The organism is Falsihalocynthiibacter sp. SS001 (genome assembly GCF_042445055.1).
GTDB lineage: Bacteria > Pseudomonadota > Alphaproteobacteria > Rhodobacterales > Rhodobacteraceae > Falsihalocynthiibacter.
In genome coordinates this window covers 1,408,599-1,429,758 of record NZ_CP170339.1, presented here as the reverse complement: position 1 = coordinate 1,429,758, position 21,160 = coordinate 1,408,599, and the positions used below count along the sequence as shown (strand labels likewise).

Genomic DNA, 21,160 nt, shown 5'->3' with positions numbered 1-21,160 from the left:
CGCAACAGCGCGCGCTAGCTGCAATAGCTCTGCGCGCGCGTCCATGCTTTCATATCTTCGCGTTTCTTGCTGTAGTGGAATGGTCCCCAATCGGCGGCCACACCACCACCGCCAGCGGCAACAACGCCGTCGCGAGGTACATTTTTCGACCAGATACGAATAGCGCAACGCAAGTTTGCCTCACCATTCTTAAGCGCCGAGGATGACTTGGCATTACAGCCATATCCGCGTGCGGTTGCTGGTGAAATCTGAACCAGACCGTACCATTGGCTTCCGCCACCGACAGCTTGCGGGTTCCATGTGCTTTCATGCTTGGCCAGCGCCGAGATAAGGCCAGTCCAGAACAAAGCGCGTTCGTCTACGCTGTTATCGACATAAGTGGGGCACCAATCTTTGATGTCGCGCGGAATGAAAGTGGCGAGGATTGATTGGTGGGTTTCGATAGCCTCCAGCGTCGCAGCTGTCCAGTTTTCGGCCTCTGGACGGTGATCCCAGCGCATTACAGGATCGGGTGTTTCTTCAACTGCATTCGAACCACAGGACGAGATCATTAAGACAATTCCGGCCGCAGCGGCCATTTTCGTGAGTAAAGACATCTTGTCACCCTTTGCACATTTTCCGAGCATTTACCCCATTTTTGGCATTCTTGGCAATTCTCACGAGTTTGAATAAGCAGAACTACGCCACTGGCGCGCATTTTCCGCCGCTATAGAAGGCCTTGGCCCCCTTGCCTACGGGGGTGGTCTGATTTAGAGATGCAGCCAGAATTTGATCCACGGACCCAAAGGGATTTGACATGCTGGACCTGACCTACGAAGCGCCAAAAGTGAAAACAATTGCCGGTGCGAAACATGACTGGGAACTTGTGATCGGGATGGAAATCCACGCGCAGGTAGCAAGCAAGGCAAAATTGTTCTCGGGCGCGAGCACAGCATTCGGCTCAGCCCCTAACAGCAATGTGTCGATGGTTGACGCGGCGATGCCCGGGATGCTCCCTGTGATCAATGAATTTTGCGTAGAGCAAGCCGTGCGCACGGGGCTGGGCCTCAAGGCCGATATCAACCTTTACTCGGCGTTCGACCGCAAGAACTATTTCTATCCTGACCTGCCCCAAGGGTACCAAATCAGCCAGCTTTACCATCCAATCGTAGGCGAAGGCGAAGTCCTTGTGGAAATGGCCGAAGGGATCGCGCGCAAAGTACGTATTGAACGTATCCACCTTGAACAAGATGCAGGTAAATCCATTCACGACATGGATCCGGCCATGAGCTTTGTGGACCTGAACCGTACGGGCGTCGCCCTGATGGAAATCGTAAGCCGCCCTGACATTCGTGGCCCCGAAGAGGCCGCCGCTTATGTCATGAAAATGCGCCAGCTTCTGCGTTACCTCGGCACCTGTGACGGCAACATGCAGAACGGCAATATGCGCGCTGACGTGAACGTTTCCGTCTGCCTTCCCGGTCAGTACGAAAAGTACCAAGAGACACAAGATTTCAGCCATCTTGGAACCCGCTGCGAGATCAAGAACATGAACTCCATGCGTTTCATTCAAATGGCGATTGAGTACGAGGCCAAGCGCCAAATCGCGATCCTAGAAGCAGGCGGCGACGTCGATCAGGAAACGCGCCTCTATGACGCCGACAAGAACGAAACCCGCTCCATGCGTTCCAAGGAAGAAGCGCATGACTATCGCTATTTCCCCTGCCCTGACTTGCTTCCTTTGACGATCGAACAATCATGGGTCGACGGTATTGCCGAAACACTCCCAGAACTTCCCGACGAGAAGAAAGCACGCTTCATCAACGACTTCGGTCTCTCGGACTACGATGCGACGGTCCTCACTGCCGAAGCAGAGAATGCAGCGTTCTTTGAGAAGGTTGCAGACGGGCGCGACGGAAAACTCGCCGCGAACTGGGTCATCAACGAGTTGTTCGGACGCCTCAAGAAAGACGACAAAGACATCTCTTCCTGCCCTGTCACGCCAGAGCAGCTTGGCGGTATTATCGCGCTGATCACCAAGGGCGACATTTCTGGCAAGATCGCAAAAGAGCTGTTCGAGATCATCTACACCGAAGGCGGCGACCCCGCCCAAGTTGTCGAAGAGCGCGGCATGAAACAGGTTACCGACACTGGCGCGATTGAAGCAGCCGTTGCCCAAGTCATCGCCGAAAACCCCGCGCAAGTGGAAAAAGCTCGTGCGAATCCAAAACTCGCCGGTTGGTTCGTTGGCCAAGTCATGAAAGCAACAGGCGGCAAAGCCAATCCAAAGGCCGTAAACGAAATCGTTGCGCGCCTACTCGCTGAGTAAACTACACGATATAACGGGGGTACACTGCCCCCGTTATATTTTGTTTACTTGAGTTTTTTGCGATTCCGTTTAGGGATTATCCACCCGTCCTAATTCAGAGGCCGCTATGCCCATTTATGAATACAAAGTTGTTCCCGCCCCTCAAAAAGGCCTCAAGGCAAGAACGGCCAAGACCACCAGCGCACGATTTGCGCATGCTCTGGCCACGCTAATGAACGAGATGGGGCGCGATGGATGGGAATACCAACGCGCGGAGACCCTCCCTTGCGAAGAACGCTCGGCGCTTGGCTCGAAATCGACGCATTATCAAAACGTTCTGGTGTTTCGCCGTGCCCTTAACGAAGAGAGCAAGAGCGTTCGCAAGCTTGAGGATGCAAGCGAAACGCCCGTTAGAAAATCCGAGCTAAGCGCATCAAAGAACGTCAGCGCCGAAGCCTCTTCCGCGCCGCGCATTTCGCCTTTTGGAAATCGTAGCACCCCTGACGAAGCGCCCGAGAAAGAAACGCTCAAACTGGTCGAAACGCCCGCCGAGAGCACCGAATCCAAAGACTAGGCATCAACTCGCCGCGTTAATTTCAAGGCCCAATGCGTGGATACGCGCGATAAGATCAGGGCCGATTGCTGCGTGAACCGCACGGTGACGTGCGATGCGAGACATGCCCTCAAAGCTATCCGACTGGATCACAACGCGAAAATGGCTCTCTCCAGAGCCGTCGTCGCCGCTGTGCCCTGCGTGGAGGTGACTCTCGTTGACGACTTGCAAAGTTGTCGGCGAAAATGCGCTGGTAAGTTTATCGTGAATTTCGCTCTCAATCGTCATTTTGGGTCAGTTTCCTCTTCAACTCGCGGCTCAATTCTCTATGATCTTTGCTCCGACTCGAGAAAGTACGAGTCTTGAGCTTAACGTCAATTTACGACATGGACATACAGGACGCCACCATGAAGAAAGATGATCCCTTCGGGTTTGACATGAGCGTATCTTCTGACAAGAAGAAACGGACCAAAGGACGGCGCGGCATGTCTGGTGCATTCGAGACATCAACACGCCAATGCGAGCATGCTGGCTGTGAAGAAGGCGGCAAGTATCGTGCGCCCCGTTCGCCTGATCATCTGGATGAGTATTACTGGTTCTGCAAAGAGCACGTGCGCGAGTTCAATTTGAAATGGAACTACTTTGACAACGCGACCGAAGAAGAAATCGACGAACAGGTCGATAGCGATCGCGTGTGGAACCGCAAGACCAAGCCGCTTGGCAAAAAATCGGCAGAGCAGCGCGCGTGGGAACGTCTCGGCGTCGATGATCCGCACCAAGTGCTGGGTGAAAACGCAACGCGAAATCCGGGAAAATCCATCACTGGAACCCGCCGCCTGCCCCCCACCGAGCGCAAAGCCATCGAAATTCTTGAGGCCAAAGATCACTGGACCAAGGCCGAGATCCGCAAGACCTACAAGAAGCTCATCAAGATTTTGCACCCCGATATGAACGGCGGGGATCGCTCGGACGAGGAGCGACTGCAAGAAGTTGTCTGGGCATGGGACCAGATCAAGGATAGTCGGGTCTTTAAGGACGGCTGATAATCTGGCTAGTACAAATAATGACGGCGCCCCAGCAATGGTGGCGCCGTTTTTCATAAATAAACCCCAGCACACGGCGCGCGGCCCTTGCGTATCCGGACGTGAAAAGGCATCAACGGGCTAACGGGTCGCAAAGATATGGCAAACCGCCCAACTGCGACCCAAAACCGACAGTTAGAAGGCATTTGGCACAATGAATGATCTTGTCAAACCGACCGAAGAGATTTCGGTACGCGAAGTTTTTGGCATCGACAGCGATATGGTTGTTAAGGGGTTTGCGGACGCATCTGACCGTGTGCCTGATATCGACAGCACCTATAAATTTGACCCTGACACGACCCTCGCGATCCTTGCGGGCTTTGCGTACAACCGTCGCGTGATGATCCAAGGGTATCACGGCACTGGTAAATCCACCCACATCGAACAGGTTGCTGCGCGCCTGAAATGGCCATCTGTTCGCGTAAACCTCGACAGCCACATTTCGCGGATCGACCTGATCGGTAAAGACGCGATTAAGCTCAAAGACGGCAAACAGATCACCGAGTTTCAAGAAGGCATCCTCCCTTGGGCGCTGCGGACGAATACCGCGATTGTGTTTGACGAATATGATGCGGGCCGCGCGGACGTTATGTTCGTCATCCAGCGTGTACTGGAAACAGACGGCAAGCTGACTTTGCTCGACCAAAACAAAGTGATCACACCGCACCCATATTTCCGCATTTTCGCGACTGCGAATACAGTGGGTCTGGGCGATACGACTGGTCTTTATCACGGGACACAGCAGATCAACCAAGGCCAGATGGACCGTTGGAGCCTTGTTTCCACGCTCAACTATCTAAGCCACGACGCAGAAACCGCGATCGTGATCGGCAAGAACCCTGTCTATAATACGGACGCAGGGCGCAAGAAAATCAGCCAGATGGTGACGGTTGCCGATCTTACACGCACAGCATTCATGAACGGTGAACTCTCGACGGTTATGTCCCCACGGACCGTCATTGCATGGGCGCAAAACGCCCAGATTTTCCGCAATGTGGGCTACGCGTTCCGCCTCTCGTTCCTTAACAAATGCGACGAACTTGAGCGCCAAACAGTTGCCGAGTTCTATCAGCGCTGCTTTGACGAGGAGCTTCCAGAGAGCGCCGCAAGCATGAGCCTTGGCTAAGAAAATGGCGCCGATGTCATGTCGGCGCTCGGATACTACCTGCCCTCCGTTGGGACGATACGAATGAATAAAAAGTCCGACAACCCAGCCGATCCGTTCAAGAAGGCGCTTGCCGATGCAACGCGCGTAATGGCGGACGACCCAGAACTTTCGGTGACATTTACAGTCGATCCGGCGGGCAAGACGGTCGACTCTGTACGCTTGCCGCAAGTTTCTCGTCGAATGACGCGTGAAGAAGTTCTGCTCGCCCGTGGCACGGCGGATGCTCTCGCGTTACGCCACAAGTACCACAATGACGCGACCCACAACCGCTATCTCCCACAAGGGCAAATGGCACGTGACCTCTATGTCGCCATGGAAAACGCCCGTTGCGAAGCCGTGGGCGGTCGCGACATGCCCGGCACCCTAAGCAACATCGACGCCAAAATCGAAACAGACGCCATTCGGCGCGGGTTTGATAGCATCACATCGCAATCCGAGGCCCCTCTTGCCGAGGCCGCAGGGTACTTGATCCGTCATCTTGCAACGGGTCGCAAGCTCCCAGCGGGGGCGGAAAACGTGATGGAACTGTGGCGCCCGTTTATTGAGGCGCAGGCAGGCGGTACGCTTGAAAACCTCAATGACATCCTCGCAGACCAAGCTGGTTTTGCGAAATTCGCAAGGCAAATCATTGATGATCTAGGCTATGGCGAAGAGCTTGGGGACGACCCCGACGGCGAAGACGACGAGTCCAGCGAAGAAGCAGAACCCGAAAACGATGAAGCAGAAGATCCGGATTCAACCGGCGATGACGATCAGGAAGACGATCCCGAAGCCGCCCCAGAACAAAGCCAAGAAGACAGCCAAGACCAGAGTCAGGCTCAGGTTTCTTCGGACGAGATGGCCGAGCAGGAAGAAGGCGAAGAAGCCGAAATGCCAGACGGCGACGCGCCGATGGATCCGCCTCCGCCCCCCGCGCATTCGGATGCCGATCCTGAGTATCTCGTTTTCTCGACCGAGAACGACGAGGAAATCTACGCCGAAGACCTCGCTGAGCCCGCCGAGCTTGAGCGCCTCCGCGCCTATCTCGACCAGCAGCTTGACCCGCTCAAGGGGGCCGTTTCACGCCTCGCTAATAAGTTACAGCGCCGCCTTCAGGCCCAACAGAACCGAAGCTGGGATTTCGATCAGGAAGAAGGCATCCTTGATGCTGGCCGACTTGCGCGCGTTATCGCGAACCCGACAACGCCATTATCGTTTAAGGTAGAGCAGGACACCGAATTCCGCGACACATGCGTTACCCTATTGATCGACAACTCCGGCTCTATGCGGGGGCGTCCGATCTCGATTGCGGCGATCTGTGCTGATGTTCTAGCGCGTACACTCGAGCGTTGTCAGGTCAAGGTCGAAATCCTCGGGTTTACCACACGCGCATGGAAAGGCGGCCAAGCCCGCGAAGACTGGCTTGCCGCGGGGCGTCCTCAGCAACCGGGGCGGCTCAACGATCTGCGCCATATTATCTACAAGTCCGGCGATGCCCCTTGGCGGCGCACGCGTCCGAACCTTGGTCTTATGATGAAAGAAGGGCTGCTAAAGGAAAACATCGACGGCGAGGCCCTTGAATGGGCGCATCGCCGGATGCTCGCCCGTCCCGAAGCACGTAAAATCCTGATGGTAATCAGCGATGGCGCGCCAGTGGATGATAGCACGCTTTCGGTGAACCCACCGAATTACCTCGAAAAGCACCTGCGCGATGTGATCGCAATGGTCGAGAAGCGCAAGTTCGTTGAGTTGTTGGCCATCGGTATCGGCCACGACGTAACGCGCTACTATGACCGCGCGGTTACCATCACCGATGTCGAGCAATTGGCTGGTGCGATGACAGAACAACTCGCCGCGCTCTTTGATAACGATCCGCGCGCTCGTGCCCGCGTGATGGGGATCAAGAACAGCGCCTGAAGGCGATAGATATGGGGAACAAAATGTTTCAGAATTTCGAAAACACATCACACCCCGAACATGGCCCCGAACGCCTCGCAAAGCTGCGTGATCGTATTCGAGCCGAGGGGCTTAGTGGTTTCTTGGTGCCCCGTGCTGACCGTTTTCAGGGCGAATACGTCGCTGATTGCGATGCGCGGCTGTCATGGCTGACGGGGTTCACGGGTTCGGCGGGCTTTTGTGCTGCCCTGCTTGATCGCGCGGGTGTGTTTATCGATGGGCGCTATCGTACGCAGGTAAAATCGCAGGTCGATCTCAAACATTTTTCGCCCGTCCCGTGGCCCGACATTTCGCTTTCTGACTGGCTGTCAAAGAACGCATCTGCAGGAAGCAAGATCGGATTTGATCCTTGGCTGCACACGGTCCAACAGATCGACGCATTGACCAAGAGCCTGCAAGGCTCAGACATCACAGTTGCCCCATGTGCATCAAACTTGATCGATCAGATTTGGCAAGATCGCCCTCAAGCTCCGACGGCGCCAGCAATCGCGCACCCGATTGAATTTTCAGGAGAAACCAGCTGCGACAAACGCCAGCGCCTTGCCCGCGATATGGCAGAAGACGGCGTTTCGCATCTGGTCATAACCCAACCTGATAGCCTCTGCTGGTTGCTGAACATTCGGGGCGCAGATATTGCGCGGAACCCGATTGTACAGGGCATGTGCGTGCTCCATCAAAGCGGAGAAGTCGATGTTTTTGCTAATCCGCAAAAGTTCGCGGACCTTGCCGAGCACCTTGGCCCCGATATTCGTGTGCAAGAGGAAGCTACACTCGCCCAATCGCTGGCGACATTAAGCGGCACCGCGCAATATGATCCGTCAACCGCGCCCTACGAGCTCAAGGAAATTCTGGAAAATGCCGTCCAAGCGGATGATCCCTGTGCGCTTGCTAAAGCGTGCAAAAACCCTGTTGAGATACAAGGCGCCGAATCGGCGCATCTGCGTGATGGGGTCGCGATGGCCGAGTTCCTTGCGTGGCTAGATAGCGAAGCGCCGAAAGGAAAGCTTACGGAGATCGACGTCGCAACAAAGCTTGAGGCCTTGCGAAGCGAAAGCAACGCCCTGCGCGAGATCAGCTTTGAGACCATCGCAGGGGCAGGACCGAACGGCGCGATCATGCATTATCGCGTAACCAACGAGACCAATCGCCCCGTGAAATCAGGTGAGTTGCTGTTGGTCGACAGCGGTGGCCAATATCAGGACGGCACCACAGATATCACGCGCACGATCGCTGTCGGGGACGTCGGCGATGAAGAGAAAGATTGCTACACGCGCGTCATCAAAGGCGTGATTGCGATTAGCCAAGTGCGCTTTCCCAAGGGCACCACAGGTAGCGATCTCGATCCGCTTGCCCGCATGGCGCTATGGGCCGCGGGTCAGGACTTCAATCACGGAACAGGTCATGGTGTCGGCAGCTATCTTTCGGTTCATGAGGGACCGCAGCGCCTCGCCAAGACCGGAACGACACCCCTCTACGAAGGGATGTTACTTTCAAACGAGCCTGGCTATTATCGCGAAGGTCACTTTGGGATTCGGTTGGAGAATCTGATTGTGGTTCAGCAAGCGCCGGACCTGCCGACAAGCGATCCTGAACGCTCGTTCCTGAACTTTCGCTCTTTGACATTCACTCCATTTGATCGGCGGCTGATTGTAGTTGACCGTCTGACCAAGGACGAACTCGATTGGATCGACGACTATCACCACGCCACCTACATGCGCCTGAAGGATCGTGTGAAAGAGCCTACGCGCGTCTGGCTTCAACACGCTTGTGCGCCCCTTTATCGTGGGCTCCGCGCCCCCAAAATTACGATTAAACCCGCCAATGGAGAGTGGGTTGTTCGAGCAGGCGGCGCCGTGTTGGGAGAGAGCCATGATGCGCTCGTGCTGACCGAAGGGGATCATCCCCCTGTGGTGTATTTTCCGCGCAAAGATATCGCCATGGCGATGCTTGAACCATCGGATCATACGTCGATCTGCCCGCACAAAGGGCGCGCGACCTATTTGTCTATACAAACCAAGAGCACGATCATCGAGAACGCAGTCTGGAGCTACGAAGCACCGTTTGACGGCGTCAAGAAGATCGCTGGCTATCTCGCATTCTCTGGTGAAAACGTGGCGGTAGAGCAGCTCTAGGAGTGCTCTTCTGCTGCATTTTTGGTGAGTGAATCGTTGTAGGAAAGTAGTGCATCCACATGAAAAACGGCGCCGATGATCTTACCCTCTGCGTCTCGCACGGGCAGATACTCCACGTCATTGGCCTCAAAGAGCGGCATGACCGTTTCAAGCGTCGCGTCCGATCGCACCGAGAGGCCATCTTGTACAAGACGCGCACATTCCGCACGGTCTGCGCCGCGTGGTGCATCCATCTGGCGCACGATGGTTTGAACACCGATCATCGAGAGAAGATGCTCCCCACCACCAGAAGCAAGGTGCACACCGCGCAATTCAAGTAACGTCAGAAAGAAACTCTTGTCGACAAGACGGCTCGCGATGGCAGTCGACATTGAAACCGCCACCATAACGGCAAGTCCCGTTTGCCAGTCACCAGTAAGCTCAAAAACAATCAGCGTCGTTGAAATCGGGGCCCCCAAAACGGCCGCTCCGACCGCGCCCATACCCGCCAGCGCATAAAGCGTCTCGGATCCACTCACGTTGGGGAAAACCCCCGTTGCAACGATTCCGAACGCAAGGCCAGTCAGCGCACCGATCATTACCGCAGGCGAAAACACCCCGCCCCCCATGCGTCCGGCCATGGTAATCGCCACAGCGATTGTCTTGATTATGGCAAAGATGACTGCCTGCTCAAACAGAAGCTGTCCTGTCAACGCAGCAGATGTCGTCTCGTATCCAACGCCGATAATGCTCGGAAACCAAAGCGCTATGACGCCCAGCATTGCGCCCGCAAACGCAGGACGCAGCCAACGCGGAAAGCGAAGATGTTCCTGAACAACGGTTCCGACCCCATCTGCCCAGAATATTGACTTCATGAGGACAACGGCCACGATTCCACAGACGATGCCGAGCAGCAAGAAGGCGGGCAGCTCGATGTAAAACGCAAGCTCCCCTTCGCGCAGCAATGTAAATTCGGTGACATTGCCGAACTCCAATCGGCTCACGACAGTTCCGGCTACGGCTGCGATTACGATCGGCGCGAACGCGTGGACCGCGAAATGTCGCAAGACCACCTCAAGCGCAAAGAGTGCCCCAGCGATCGGCGCGTTAAAACTTGCGGAAACAGCACCCGCAACCGCACATCCAAGAAGATCGCGCGCAGTGATGCCATCGGCATGTATCCGATTGGAAACCCACGTTGAAATAACTGCCGCAAGGTGTACGACCGGCCCTTCACGTCCCGAAGATCCGCCCGAGGAGAGAGTAATCAGCGATGACAACCCGCTTGCCAGCCCCTCACGAGTTTCGACACGGCCATTGTGAAGCGCGGCACCTTCAATTACATCCGCAACCGAACGAACGCGGCCATCGGGCGTGTAGCGGTGAAGGATCACCCCGACAACAAGCCCCCCGACAATTGGAAGGCCAACGACCCAGTACCAAGGCAAAGTGCTTACGTGCTCGACAAAACCGTTTGCATCGTGTGATCGGTAAAGAAGGTCCTGTAGCGCCGAGATACCTTTGCGAAAGTAAAGCGCCGTCGCGCCCGCAGCGATCCCGATAAGCAGGGCAATAAACCAGAACTGAATCTGCGAGGGGCCGTATTGACGAATTTGTCGCATCGCATGGGCAACCCCCTGCGAAACCTGCCGAATATGCGTCTTAATCTGCTGCGACATATGCCGTCGGCCTGTCCTCTTGTATTACACTTGGTTCACGGGCTTCCCTACAAGAGCCGCATCGCCTAGGCTATAGTACGCGATACGAAAGGCCCGTAAATGACGATCAATTCTGCATTGAGCAAACTCTCAGTACTGTTAGGCGATAGGCTCTCTCTTTCCAAGTCTGATCGCGAAAACCACGGGCAAAGCGAAGCATATTTCCCACTAACGCCTCCTGACGCTGTTGCTTATCCTTCTAGCACAGAAGAAGTTTCCGAAATCCTAAAGATCTGTAATTCAGAGAACTGTCCTGTTGTTGCTTGGGGTGCAGGCACCTCGCTTGAGGGCCATGCGCTAGCGTTGGAAGGCGGAGTTTGCCTTGATATGATCCGCATGAACGAGATGACCGATCTGATGGAGGATTCCTTCGCGGTGACCGTCGGGCCGGGGATCACGCGCGAGTCATTGAACCAACAACTACGTGCCACTGGACTGTTTTTCCCTGTTGATCCGGGTGCGAACGCATCTATTGGCGGCATGGCGGCCACACGGGCAAGCGGGACAACCAGTGTGCGCTATGGGACGATGCGCGATAATGTTCTGGGGTTAACTGTGGTGATGGCAGACGGGCGCATCATCAAGACGGGTGGACCAGTTCGCAAATCATCCTCTGGGTACGATCTGACCGCGCTATTCTTGGGGAGCGAGGGAACGCTTGGCATTATCACCTCCCTGACGCTGCGCCTACATGGTCAGCCAGAGGCCGTATCGACCGCGTCCTGCGGCTTCGACACGATGGATGCCGCGGTTGAAACCGTGATCGCGACCATTCAGTATGGCATCCCAATGGCGCGGATTGAGTTCATCGACGCCGCAACGGCCGCTGCGTTCAACTCTTATGGCGGTATGGATTTACCAGAAACGCCGCATCTACTCGTAGAGTTTCATGGCTCGGAACGCGCCGTCAAGGAGGACGCACAGCGCTTTGGTGAGCTTATTGATGACATGGGTGGAAGCGGCTTTGAGTGGTCCGACAATCGCCAAGAGGGCACCGCGCTTTGGCGGATGCGGCACAATGCATACTATGCGTGCTTGGGATTACGCAAAGGGGCGACAGCAGTGGTCACGGATATATGCGTACCCATCGCGAACCTTGCCCAAGCCGTTCGCGAAACCCGCGCAGAAATTGACGCATCTATGCTTCAGGGTCCAATCCTTGGGCATGTGGGCGACGGCAACTTCCATGCGCTACTGTTGGTTGATCGTGGCAATGCCGAGGAAATAGCCGAGGCCAAACGGCTTGCCAATTCCATGGCCAGGCGCGCTCTTCGGTTGAATGGCACCATTACTGGTGAGCATGGTATCGGAGCGGGCAAACGCGATTTAATGCCAGAGGAGCACGGCCAAAACGCATGGGATGTTATGGGAGAGATCAAGCGCGCGCTTGATCCGAACGGCATCCTGAATCCTGGGAAACTCGTCCCCTAACCAACCAAGAGCGCCTTGGCCGCCGCCCGCGCCTCGTCGGTGATCCGATCACCCGAGAGCATCCGAGCGACCTCATCAATACGCTCTGGCGGTTCCAGAGGAACGACCGTGGAGAGAGTCATACCTCCTTCGACGTCCTTCTGAACGCGCCAATGATGGCCGCCAAGGGCTGCGACCTGCGGCGAATGCGTCACCACGAGAATTTGCCCGTGGCGCGCAAGTTCAGCCAAACGCCGCCCAACGGCATCGGCCGTCGCGCCACCGACACCACGATCAATCTCGTCAAATATCATCGTTGTTCCGCGCGTCTCTGACGTCAGACAGACCTTCAGCGCGAGCAGGAAGCGCGAGAGCTCGCCGCCCGATGCGATCTTGTTCAATGGACCAGCGGGCGCTCCGGGATTGGTCGCAACGGTGAACACTGCCTCGTCCTGCCCTTCGGGTCCTGGCTCGCAGTGGGATAACTCTGTCGCGAAAACTGCGCGCTCCATCTTGAGGGGCGCAAGCTCTTTTGCCATTGCCGCATCGAGGCGCCTTGCCGCCGCTGCGCGCTTCTCGGAGAGCGCTTGCGCAGCGCCATCATATGCGGCCTCTGCATCGCTTACCGCGCGTTTCAGGCCGGCCATGTTCCCAACGCTCTGATCCAATGTTTCCAGCCGCGCCCGCAGCACTTCTGCGTGGGCCGCTAGCTCATCGGGAAGCACATCGTATTTGCGCGCCAGTCCACGAATTGCGAAGAGCCGTTCCTCTGTTTCTTCTAGTTCAAGCGGATTAAACCGCAATTGATCTGCGCTGGCATCAACGGATTGAAGGGCGTCTGACAACTCCGCCATTGCACGACCAAGAGCCGAAATAGCGCTGTCCAGCTGCCCTTCTATTTCCTGTGCAGAGTCTTCTAGCCAATTGAGAGCATTAGAGATTTGGCCTTCGGCCCCCTGCCCGCCGAGCGCCTCTGATGCCTTGGAAATATCACCTAGAACCCGTTCCGCAGCTTGCAATTGACGCCGCTTGGTATCGAGGGTGATTTCTTCTCCGGCTTCTGGAGCGAGGCGATCAAGCTCTTCGACGGCATGGCGCAAGAACTCTTCTTCTTGGCGGATTTCATCAAGTTGCGCTTGCGCTGCGGCAAGGGTCTTTTTGGCTTCTGCAAACTGCCGCCAATGGTCACGAACCGCGGCGACATCCCCTCCCAAGAACGCATAGTCATCCAGAATTTGGCGGTGTCCGCGAGGGTTCAGCAGTCCACGGTCATCGTGCTGGCCGTGCAACTCTACCAATGTCTCGGAAAGTGCGCGCAAGACCTCGCCCGAACAACGGCGATCATTAATCCAAGCTGTCTTGCGCCCTTCGGCAGTATTAACGCGCCGCAGGATCAGCTCTCCGTCCTCTGCGGAAAAACCTGCTTCGCGAAGTACGTCCCACGCTGCATGGCTCGGGGGCAAATCAAAGCTTGCAGTAACTTCGCCCTGCGCGGCGCCCGCCCGCACCAGTTCGGCGCGTCCACGCCATCCAAGTACAAAACCAAGAGAGTCCAAGAGAATAGACTTCCCTGCGCCCGTTTCACCGGTCAGCACATTCAAGCCCGGCTGAAATTCAAGTTCCAGCCGATCAATAATGAGCATATCGCGAATTTCTAAGCCGCGGAGCATGCTGTGTCTCTCAAGATCAGAGCCATTCGCCGCGAATGGTCTGGCGATAGAACTTGCCCATCCAGTTGTCTTCAAACAACCCAGGTTCAAGCCCCTGCCCGGTGAGCAAGGCGTAACTATCTTCGTACCAACCCGTCGAGCGGAAGTTATATCCAAGGATCGCCGCAGCCGTACGCGCCTCTTGCGTGAAGCCGAGTGACAGGTAGCTCTCGACAAGACGATGAAGCGCCTCAGGTGTGTGGCTGGTTGTTTGGAAGTCTTCGATCACAACGCGGAAACGATTAATCGCCGCCGAGTAATGCCCGCGCTTCAGATAGTAGCGCCCGATTTCCATTTCTTTAGCCGCCAAGTGGTCAAATGCCAAATCGAACAGCAAAATGGCGGAGCGCGCATATTCACTATCGGGATGACGCTCAATCACCAGACGCAATTGTTGGAGAGCCTGATAAGTTAGACCTTGATCACGGCCAACCTCATCAATCTGATCGTAATACGACAGCGCGAGAAGGAATTGCGCATAGGCCACATCCTCTTCGGCTGGGTAGAAATCAATGTACCGCTGCGCGGAAATGCGGCTGTTTTCGTAATCGCCATCACGATGATAGGCAAAGGCCTGCATGATCAGGGCACGTTTGGCCCACTCAGAATAAGGATAAAGCCGCTCTACTTCGCCAAACAGGCGCGCAGCTTCTTCTTCTTCACCTGCTTCGAGGTCGTATTCCGCGCGGTTATAGATTTCTTCTGGGCCGAAATTCTCAAGCGGCACGCTATCCTTGGGATCGCTACTTCCGCCACAGGCCATCAGAACCGTGAGACCCGTAAGAAGAGACAATCGTATTGGCCAAGCCGCTGTGCGCTTCATTCAACGCTACCTCAGAATCTATTAACTGGGAATTCCCAAACCTCTGGTCGTTCTAGCACAGAAAAATCCAAGGCAAAACGTCTTTGCATGAAAACTGTTCGATTTACTGTACGAGAGCGGGAATATCCGACACACGCAGACCCGCACCCGGCAAACGCGAAGCGACGGTTGCACTGCAATCCACCCATTCCCACGCAGATTTATCAGCAAAAACAGCGCGCAAGAGCTTGTTGGTGAGAGCGTGTCCCGCACGAATACCTGTGTAGCGTCCCAAAATCGGACCACCAGCAAGCGCCAGATCGCCCAACGCATCGAGCATTTTGTGGCGCACAGCCTCGTCATGGTGACGCAACCCGCCTGGGGTCAAAACATCGTCGCCGTCAATCACAACTGCATTGTTAATCGTGCCGCCCAAAGCAAGGCCAGCAGCATGCATAGCATCGACGTCAGCCTGACGACAGAACGTGCGGCTATCACAAAGCTCGCGCACGAATGCACCGTTTGCCATGCTCAATGTCTTGTCCTGCTGACCAATTGCTGCGTCCTTAAAGCGGATATGAAAATCAATATAGAGTGTTTCCGCAGGCTCTAGACGCGCAATGGCCTCGCCCTCAGACACTTCAACAGGCTTGAGGATGCGCAATGCTCGGATCGGGACATCCAAGGATTTGCGGCCAGCAGTCAAAATCGCGGTAACATACTCCGCAGAACTACCGTCAAGAACAGGAACTTCAGGACCATTCAGATCAATCAGAGCGTTCTGAACACCACAGCCAGCAAGCGCCGCCATGATATGTTCGATTGTCGAAACACTCACACCAGCGGCATTCTCGATACGTGTGCAAAGCTTGGCTTGGCTTGTTGTATCAAATTGGGCGTGAACGCGGTTATCGCCTTCCAAATCGCTCCGAACAAACCAGATACCACTATCTGCAGGCGCGGGTTTCACAACCATGCGCACAGGTTCTCCAGAATGGAGTCCCACTCCGTCAAAGGTAATTGGTTTATTTAGGGTCGTTTGCAATGGAAACTCCAACACAGCTTCGGAACGGCAGATATTCCGACACCAGACAGATATGCGCAGGGGCAGATATGTACAATTCAATCTTTGTAACTTACTGAAACATGAAAAATTACCCTAAGCGGCTTTTCGCCAAAACGCACTCAACCTATTGCTTCCAAACGAAAAAGGGCCACCCAGAAGGGCGGCCCAATTGTTACAAAACTGTAACCTTTTAGTTCGCTTGCCGACGCAAAAATGCTGGAATGTCGATCCGCTCTTGTTCTGGATCGGCTTCTTGCTCCTCTTGAACTACGGGAGCTTGCATTTGAGGCTGCTGACGAACAGCAGCTGCGCGTGGTGCTTCTTCGGCGCCGTGCCCCGTCATACGGTTGATCAAAGTGTTGATACCAAAGCGTGGCTTCTCTGGCTCTGCTTGGGGCTGCGCAGCGTGTGTCGGAGCCTCTTTTGCTTTGCCAAAAGTTGTCGATGGAACCTTAGCGGCTGCTGTGCGCAGGCGCTCCAGAGCTTCTGGAGAAGGTGTCCCAGCGGCGCGTGGTTTTGGCGCAACGAACTCTGCTGGCTCTTGCTCAAACGGTGTAGGCTCTTCTGCGAATTGCGGCTCTAGCTGCTCTGCGCGCGGCTGAGGTTGGTACGCGGGAGCCAGCACTTCATCCTTCGCGGGATCAGCAAAGAAACTCGGAGTTTTTTGAGGCTCTGGCTCTGGTTCCGGGTCTGGGCTTGGCTGTGCAAAGAGTGGTGGCTCTGGCGCAGTTTCTGGCGCTGGAGTTTTTGCAACTTCTGGTTCTGCAGGAGTTGTTGGCTTCAGCGGCTCTGCCAAACTACGACGCGCTACGGGCTCTTCGCCTGTGCTCTCACGAGCGTCGATGCCCGTTGCAACAACCGATACGCGCATAGCACCTTCCATTGCTGTGTCCATTGTGGAACCAACAATGATGTTTGCTTCTTGATCAACTTCTTCGCGAATGCGGTTCGCCGCCTCGTCGAGTTCGAACAAGGTGAGGTCGTAACCACCTGTCACGTTGATCAGAACGCCGCGTGCGCCACGTAGGCTGATCTCGTCCAGAAGCGGGTTGGCAATCGCCTTCTCGGCAGCTTGGATCGCGCGATCTTCGCCAGTTGCCTCGCCGGTACCCATCATCGCCTTGCCCATTTCGTCCATTACGGAGCGAACATCAGCAAAGTCGAGGTTGATAATACCAGGACGCACCATCAGATCAGTTACACCCTTCACGCCTTGATAAAGAACGTCATCCGCAAGGCTGAAGGCCTCTGTGAATGTGGTTTTCTCGTTCGCCAAGCGGAACAGGTTCTGGTTCGGAATGATGATCAGTGTATCGACAACCTTCTGGAGGGCTTCTACGCCTTCCTCGGCCTGACGCATACGCTTGGCACCTTCGAATTGGAACGGCTTGGTCACAACACCAACGGTTAGAACACCAAGCTCACGCGCGGCTTGCGCGATGATTGGCGCAGCACCCGTTCCGGTGCCGCCACCCATACCCGCGGTAATAAAGCACATGTGCGCGCCCGCGAGATGGTCAACGATTTGCTCAATGCTTTCTTCGGCAGCGGCGGACCCAACAGATGGGCGCGCCCCGGCGCCCAGACCTTCAGTAACCTTCACGCCCATCTGAATGCGGGCTTGTGAACGGTTTTGCTGAAGCGCTTGCGCGTCGGTGTTCGCGACAACGAATTCTACGCCGTCGAGTTCCTTTTCGATCATGTTGTTTACAGCGTTGCCGCCAGCCCCGCCAACACCGAATACGGTGATCCGAGGCTTCAGATCGTCTTGCTCATTCATGCTCAAATTTAATGTCATCGACTGGTCCGCCTGTAATACCGTGCCGCTCGTCCCGGAGCGACAAACTTGCCTGATTTGTTACGATTCTATCGAGACAAACATGAAACGTCACGAAAAAAACGCATTTTCCATACAAAATATGGCATTCTATAACTGGCCGAGTGGCGGCATCTTGCCGAAACCACCAGATTTTGCGCTCACCAGTTGTCTTTGAACCATTTTACGGCTCTCTTAACGGATCGAGCGGGATAGCGCTCGTTCGGAATGTCAAAATCCCACCATTCATCTTGCGGATGTGCCGCAAACAAACACAGCCCGACAGCAGATGCGAAATCCGCCCCTGTCGCACGCTGCGGGAGCCCCTGAACGCGCAGTGGCCGCCCTATCCGCACTCTCTGACCAAGGATACGCGCCGCAAGCCCATCAAGGCCCGGAATCTGGCTTCCTCCACCCGTCAATACGATCTGCTGGCTCGGCAGATGATCGAAACCTGCGGCCTCCAGACGTGCTCGCGCCTCTTCTAGGATCTCTTCGACGCGTGGTCGCATGATGCCGATGAGTTCGGCGCGACTGACGGTGCGCTGGTCTTTCTCCCAATCGCCGCTGTCACTTCCGATGTTGATTTTCTCGCGGTCGTCCATGCCCGTCGCGACAACGCCACCATGTAGCGTCTTGATCCGTTCGGCCGTCGCCGTATTCACCTGCAAGCCCTTCGAGATATCGCCCGTAATCTGATCCCCGCCAAGACGCACTGCGTCCGAATAGATCATATGCTTTTTGATGAAGATCGAGATGCCGGTGGACCCGCCCCCAAGATCAATACAGGCGGCCCCCAACTCTTGTTCATCCTCGACCAGCGCCGAAATACCCGAGACATAAGCACTGGACGCAAGGCCAGCCAACTCAAGATCGCAACGCTTGATACAGTAAATAAGGTTCTGGATAACGTCGGCCTCGACGGTCAGCACATGCATATCGGCGGCCAAACGGTTGCCGATCTGACCGCGCGGATCACCAAGCCCTGTTCGATGATCCACGGCAAAATTCACCGGCTGTGCATGCAACACCTCGCGACCATGCCCAAAATCAGGGACATCACAGGCCGACAGAACGCGCGCGACGTCCTGTTCGCTTACGGTGCGATCCTGAATATCAATGCCGCCCGCAAGCCCGTAAGAACGAGGGCGTGCGCCAGAGAAACAGGCGATCGCATGATCAACTCGCACCTTCGCCATCTTTTGTGCGGACTGAACCACTGTGCGAATGGCACTCTCGGTTTCGGGCATTGCAACGATTTCACCAAACCGAACACCGCGAGAACGTGTAGTGGCGACGCCAATCACCCGAAAGCTGCTCTGCCCCGCCATAGAGCCAACTCCATCACCGTCATGGAGCTTCTCTGGACCATCAAACCGAAGGATCAAACAAGAGACCTTCGACGTCCCAACATCCAAAACCGCGACAACGCCACGCTGCATCGCGGCTTCTCGCATGTTACGCATTGAACGTTGGCTTTGGTACAGATCGGTCATGGTTGTTGGACTCCACTTTCAATAACAGACGGATCGTCGGTCGAATTTTCGGGGGTGTTACGAAGACGCAAAGTTGGACGGTCGTTCAGACGCATATCCACAACTTCGATGTCGCGCGCCAGCAGGTCGCGAACCGAGTTAAGCGCAATGACACGATGCAAGGCTTCGCGCGGCTTTTCTTCGGGGAGCAGGATGCGTTGATCGTTGTTTAGAACCAAATCCCAGCGCCGCTCACCCACGCGCACAAGGCCACGCACGCGCCCCTTGATCGGGCCTGTCGATGCAAACAAATCCAGCGCTTCGGGAATAGCGCGATCAGCGCCAAGCCCCGTCACCAGCGGAAGATCGGGACGTGACGCGCGCGCGGGCACTTTGATCACGCGGTGCCCCTCAGCATCAAGCAACTCAACCGCGCGAGTCCCACGCCAAACGACAACGGGCAAGCGCTCTTGAACGGTGACCTGAAGAACGCCACCAACGCGCAATTGCACATCAACAGAAGCCACAGCATCAAGCTCAGAAATCATGGAGTGTATTTGCTTAAGGTCGAGATCAAATGAACTGATCGGGAAATCAAGAGGCACAACCTCTCGGATATCTTCGGATAGATCGGTCGAAGCGCCATCAATCGCCATCATGTGAATGGCAAAAACGGGATGCTCCTCAAGGTCGCGGCGCACTTCTGCGGCAACATCAATAATCGCCTGACGACGATCCGCGCTGGCCAGAATTCCACCTGTAAGGAAACTAACCAATAGGATCGGCACCCCATATCGCACAATCTTGCGGAAGGTTGGTGTTAGCCAAAGCCTATGCACACGATAGGCAACACGGCTCGGGGCCGGATCGCGCTTAGCTTGTGAGGTGTGACGCTGAGAAAGGCCCGCAACGGGACGCGCGGAGACTACCTTTGACATGATGCATCCTCCACCATCCAGCGGCAAAGCGCACCAAAGCTCATCCCGCTCGCGAGCGCTTGCTCGGGCGTAAGAGAGGTTGGCGTCATTCCGGGCTGAGTATTGGTCTCAAGCAGGATCAAACCATCAAGCCCGCGCGCTTCGTCCCAGCGAAAATCGGTGCGCGAGATCCCACGGCACCCCAACGCCTTATGTGCCCGGCAGGCATAGTCCAGACACGCTGCGGTGATCTCGGGCGGAAGATCAGCAGGGACCACATGACGAGAGCCTCCGGGCACATACTTGGCGTCATAATCGTACCAACCGTCGGTCAGGATATCGGTCACGTTCAGTGCACGGTCCCCAACAACCGTGGTCGTAAGCTCACGTCCAGGCGCGAAGGCCTCAACCATAAGCAAATCCGGCATCTCATCAGATATCTGCGGCGGTGTATTCGTCCCCTCCGCGACTAGGTAAACCCCAACGGACGAGCCTTCGTTATTTGGCTTCACGACATAGGGCGGCGCCATTACGTGGCGTGCCATTACGTCCGATTTTGCGAACAGCCCACTTTCGCAGACGGGCAAGCCAGCCGCGCGAAACGCATCCTTGGACCGTTCCTTATCCATCGCAAGGGCCGATGCAAGCACACCAGAATGCGTGTACGGGATTGCGAGCCATTCGAGCATCCCCTGAACGCAACCGTCCTCACCCCAACGACCGTGGAGAGCATTAAAAACAACGTCTGGGGAAATCTCGACAAGCCGCGCCGCGAGGTCTGGACCTGCGTCCACCTCAACTACATCATAGCCTTCGCCCCGAAGTGCAGTCGCGCATTCACGCCCGCTGGAGAGAGAAACCTCGCGCTCTGCGGATGGTCCTCCCAGCAATACTGCCACTTTTTGGGATGCCCTGCTCGACATGCCCGCCTCTTATCGTTTGCGACCCCTCTTTGTGGGCCTTGGTGCGCCCCAAAACGGGGCATCTGACTCTTCTCAGGACTTCAGACAAATTGCCTAAAATCAGAGAGCTTATTATTTTTGTGATGCGCAGTTCAGCTTACCTGTGCCAAATCTACGCGGTCTGCCGCTTATTTTTGTTGCGCTTCTGA

At 55.7% G+C, this 21,160-nt stretch carries 17 protein-coding genes and 1 pseudogene; 8 read left to right on the top strand and 10 right to left on the bottom strand.

All coding sequences use genetic code 11. The features are described 5' to 3' along the window. Positions 1–14: 14 nt before the first annotated feature. Positions 15–596, bottom strand: a complete 582-nt coding sequence (locus ACFE33_RS06915) for a transglycosylase SLT domain-containing protein (RefSeq protein ID WP_380058387.1) — start codon at positions 594–596, stop codon at positions 15–17. 200 nt (positions 597–796) lie between these two features. Between ACFE33_RS06915 and gatB the strand changes: the two genes are divergently transcribed. Both gatB and ACFE33_RS06905 read left to right on the top strand, forming a co-directional pair. Further along, complete coding sequence (gene gatB, locus ACFE33_RS06910) at positions 797–2,308, top strand: Asp-tRNA(Asn)/Glu-tRNA(Gln) amidotransferase subunit GatB (RefSeq protein ID WP_380058385.1); 1,512 nt, start codon at positions 797–799, stop codon at positions 2,306–2,308. A gap of 106 nt (positions 2,309–2,414) precedes the next feature. Further along, complete coding sequence (locus ACFE33_RS06905) at positions 2,415–2,861, top strand: DUF4177 domain-containing protein (protein ID WP_380058384.1); 447 nt, start codon at positions 2,415–2,417, stop codon at positions 2,859–2,861. A gap of 3 nt (positions 2,862–2,864) precedes the next feature. On the opposite strand, the gene ACFE33_RS06900 is transcribed toward ACFE33_RS06905, so the two are convergent. After that, the gene (locus ACFE33_RS06900) at positions 2,865–3,128 is read right to left on the bottom strand and encodes a BolA family protein (RefSeq protein WP_380058382.1); all 264 of its coding nucleotides are present in this window, start codon (positions 3,126–3,128) and stop codon (positions 2,865–2,867) included. Between the two features lie 119 nt (positions 3,129–3,247). On the opposite strand from ACFE33_RS06900, the gene ACFE33_RS06895 reads away from it, so the two are divergent. The 5 genes and pseudogenes from ACFE33_RS06895 to ACFE33_RS06875 all read left to right on the top strand — a co-directional run bounded on the left by ACFE33_RS06895 (position 3,248) and on the right by ACFE33_RS06875 (position 9,157). After that, complete coding sequence (locus ACFE33_RS06895; RefSeq protein ID WP_380058380.1) at positions 3,248–3,883, top strand: DnaJ domain-containing protein; 636 nt, start codon at positions 3,248–3,250, stop codon at positions 3,881–3,883. Between the two features lie 193 nt (positions 3,884–4,076). Beyond that, complete coding sequence (gene cobS, locus ACFE33_RS06890; protein WP_380058378.1) at positions 4,077–5,048, top strand: cobaltochelatase subunit CobS; 972 nt, start codon at positions 4,077–4,079, stop codon at positions 5,046–5,048. 63 nt (positions 5,049–5,111) lie between these two features. Then, positions 5,112–6,986 carry a cobaltochelatase subunit CobT gene (cobT, locus tag ACFE33_RS06885; protein WP_380058376.1) on the top strand — a complete coding sequence of 625 codons (1,875 nt, stop codon included), beginning with the start codon at positions 5,112–5,114 and terminating at the stop codon, positions 6,984–6,986. A gap of 23 nt (positions 6,987–7,009) precedes the next feature. After that, positions 7,010–8,803 (top strand): annotated as a pseudogene (locus tag ACFE33_RS06880) (aminopeptidase P family protein); the annotation flags it as partial. Between the two features lie 24 nt (positions 8,804–8,827). Continuing rightward, positions 8,828–9,157: a DUF427 domain-containing protein gene (locus ACFE33_RS06875; protein WP_380058666.1), complete on the top strand. Its 330-nt coding sequence runs from the start codon at positions 8,828–8,830 to the stop codon at positions 9,155–9,157. Here ACFE33_RS06875 and ACFE33_RS06870 read toward each other — a convergent pair. Next, positions 9,154–10,815 (bottom strand): chloride channel protein, encoded by a 1,662-nt coding sequence (locus ACFE33_RS06870; protein ID WP_380058374.1) that lies wholly within the window; start codon positions 10,813–10,815, stop codon positions 9,154–9,156. The genes ACFE33_RS06875 and ACFE33_RS06870 overlap by 4 nt on opposite strands. Before the next feature lie 99 nt (positions 10,816–10,914). Between ACFE33_RS06870 and ACFE33_RS06865 the strand changes: the two genes are divergently transcribed. After that, on the top strand, positions 10,915–12,285 hold the full coding sequence (locus ACFE33_RS06865) for an FAD-binding oxidoreductase (protein WP_380058372.1): 1,371 nt from the start codon (positions 10,915–10,917) through the stop codon (positions 12,283–12,285). Here the strand turns inward: ACFE33_RS06865 and recN are convergent. From recN to ACFE33_RS06830, 7 genes are all read right to left on the bottom strand, one after another. Continuing rightward, positions 12,282–13,934: a DNA repair protein RecN gene (recN, locus tag ACFE33_RS06860; protein WP_380058370.1), complete on the bottom strand. Its 1,653-nt coding sequence runs from the start codon at positions 13,932–13,934 to the stop codon at positions 12,282–12,284. The two genes, ACFE33_RS06865 and recN, sit on opposite strands and share 4 nt — an antisense overlap. 16 nt (positions 13,935–13,950) lie before the next feature. Further along, positions 13,951–14,796, bottom strand: coding sequence for an outer membrane protein assembly factor BamD (locus tag ACFE33_RS06855; RefSeq protein ID WP_380058369.1), 846 nt, complete (start codon positions 14,794–14,796; stop codon positions 13,951–13,953). Between the two features lie 103 nt (positions 14,797–14,899). Next, positions 14,900–15,820 carry a UDP-3-O-acyl-N-acetylglucosamine deacetylase gene (gene lpxC, locus ACFE33_RS06850; protein ID WP_380058368.1) on the bottom strand — a complete coding sequence of 307 codons (921 nt, stop codon included), beginning with the start codon at positions 15,818–15,820 and terminating at the stop codon, positions 14,900–14,902. Between the two features lie 211 nt (positions 15,821–16,031). Beyond that, positions 16,032–17,639, bottom strand: coding sequence for a cell division protein FtsZ (ftsZ, locus tag ACFE33_RS06845; RefSeq protein ID WP_380058366.1), 1,608 nt, complete (start codon positions 17,637–17,639; stop codon positions 16,032–16,034). 179 nt (positions 17,640–17,818) lie between these two features. After that, a complete protein-coding gene (gene ftsA / locus ACFE33_RS06840; protein ID WP_380058365.1) occupies positions 17,819–19,153 on the bottom strand; it encodes a cell division protein FtsA in 1,335 nt (444 codons plus the stop codon). Next, complete coding sequence (locus ACFE33_RS06835) at positions 19,150–20,070, bottom strand: cell division protein FtsQ/DivIB (RefSeq protein ID WP_380058364.1); 921 nt, start codon at positions 20,068–20,070, stop codon at positions 19,150–19,152. Before ACFE33_RS06835 ends, ftsA begins: the two co-directional genes overlap by 4 nt. After that, positions 20,058–20,972 (bottom strand): D-alanine--D-alanine ligase, encoded by a 915-nt coding sequence (locus tag ACFE33_RS06830; protein WP_380058362.1) that lies wholly within the window; start codon positions 20,970–20,972, stop codon positions 20,058–20,060. Before ACFE33_RS06830 ends, ACFE33_RS06835 begins: the two co-directional genes overlap by 13 nt. Between the last annotated feature and the right edge of the window lie 188 nt (positions 20,973–21,160).

What these genes read in the sequence shown, in the direction of transcription:
- ACFE33_RS06915 (WP_380058387.1), bottom strand. Translation starts at nt 596, where the DNA reads ATGTCTTTACTCACGAAAATGGCCGCTGCGGCCGGAATTGTCTTAATG.
- recN (WP_380058370.1), bottom strand. Translation starts at nt 13,934, where the DNA reads ATGCTCCGCGGCTTAGAAATTCGCGATATGCTCATTATTGATCGGCTG.
- gatB (WP_380058385.1), top strand. Translation starts at nt 797, where the DNA reads ATGCTGGACCTGACCTACGAAGCGCCAAAAGTGAAAACAATTGCCGGT.
- ACFE33_RS06830 (WP_380058362.1), bottom strand. Translation starts at nt 20,972, where the DNA reads ATGTCGAGCAGGGCATCCCAAAAAGTGGCAGTATTGCTGGGAGGACCA.
- ftsZ (WP_380058366.1), bottom strand. Translation starts at nt 17,639, where the DNA reads ATGACATTAAATTTGAGCATGAATGAGCAAGACGATCTGAAGCCTCGG.
- ACFE33_RS06870 (WP_380058374.1), bottom strand. Translation starts at nt 10,815, where the DNA reads ATGTCGCAGCAGATTAAGACGCATATTCGGCAGGTTTCGCAGGGGGTT.
- ACFE33_RS06855 (WP_380058369.1), bottom strand. Translation starts at nt 14,796, where the DNA reads ATGAAGCGCACAGCGGCTTGGCCAATACGATTGTCTCTTCTTACGGGT.
- ftsA (WP_380058365.1), bottom strand. Translation starts at nt 19,153, where the DNA reads ATGACCGATCTGTACCAAAGCCAACGTTCAATGCGTAACATGCGAGAA.
- cobS (WP_380058378.1), top strand. Translation starts at nt 4,077, where the DNA reads ATGAATGATCTTGTCAAACCGACCGAAGAGATTTCGGTACGCGAAGTT.
- ACFE33_RS06865 (WP_380058372.1), top strand. Translation starts at nt 10,915, where the DNA reads ATGACGATCAATTCTGCATTGAGCAAACTCTCAGTACTGTTAGGCGAT.
- ACFE33_RS06895 (WP_380058380.1), top strand. Translation starts at nt 3,248, where the DNA reads ATGAAGAAAGATGATCCCTTCGGGTTTGACATGAGCGTATCTTCTGAC.
- ACFE33_RS06900 (WP_380058382.1), bottom strand. Translation starts at nt 3,128, where the DNA reads ATGACGATTGAGAGCGAAATTCACGATAAACTTACCAGCGCATTTTCG.
- ACFE33_RS06835 (WP_380058364.1), bottom strand. Translation starts at nt 20,070, where the DNA reads ATGTCAAAGGTAGTCTCCGCGCGTCCCGTTGCGGGCCTTTCTCAGCGT.
- cobT (WP_380058376.1), top strand. Translation starts at nt 5,112, where the DNA reads ATGAATAAAAAGTCCGACAACCCAGCCGATCCGTTCAAGAAGGCGCTT.
- ACFE33_RS06905 (WP_380058384.1), top strand. Translation starts at nt 2,415, where the DNA reads ATGCCCATTTATGAATACAAAGTTGTTCCCGCCCCTCAAAAAGGCCTC.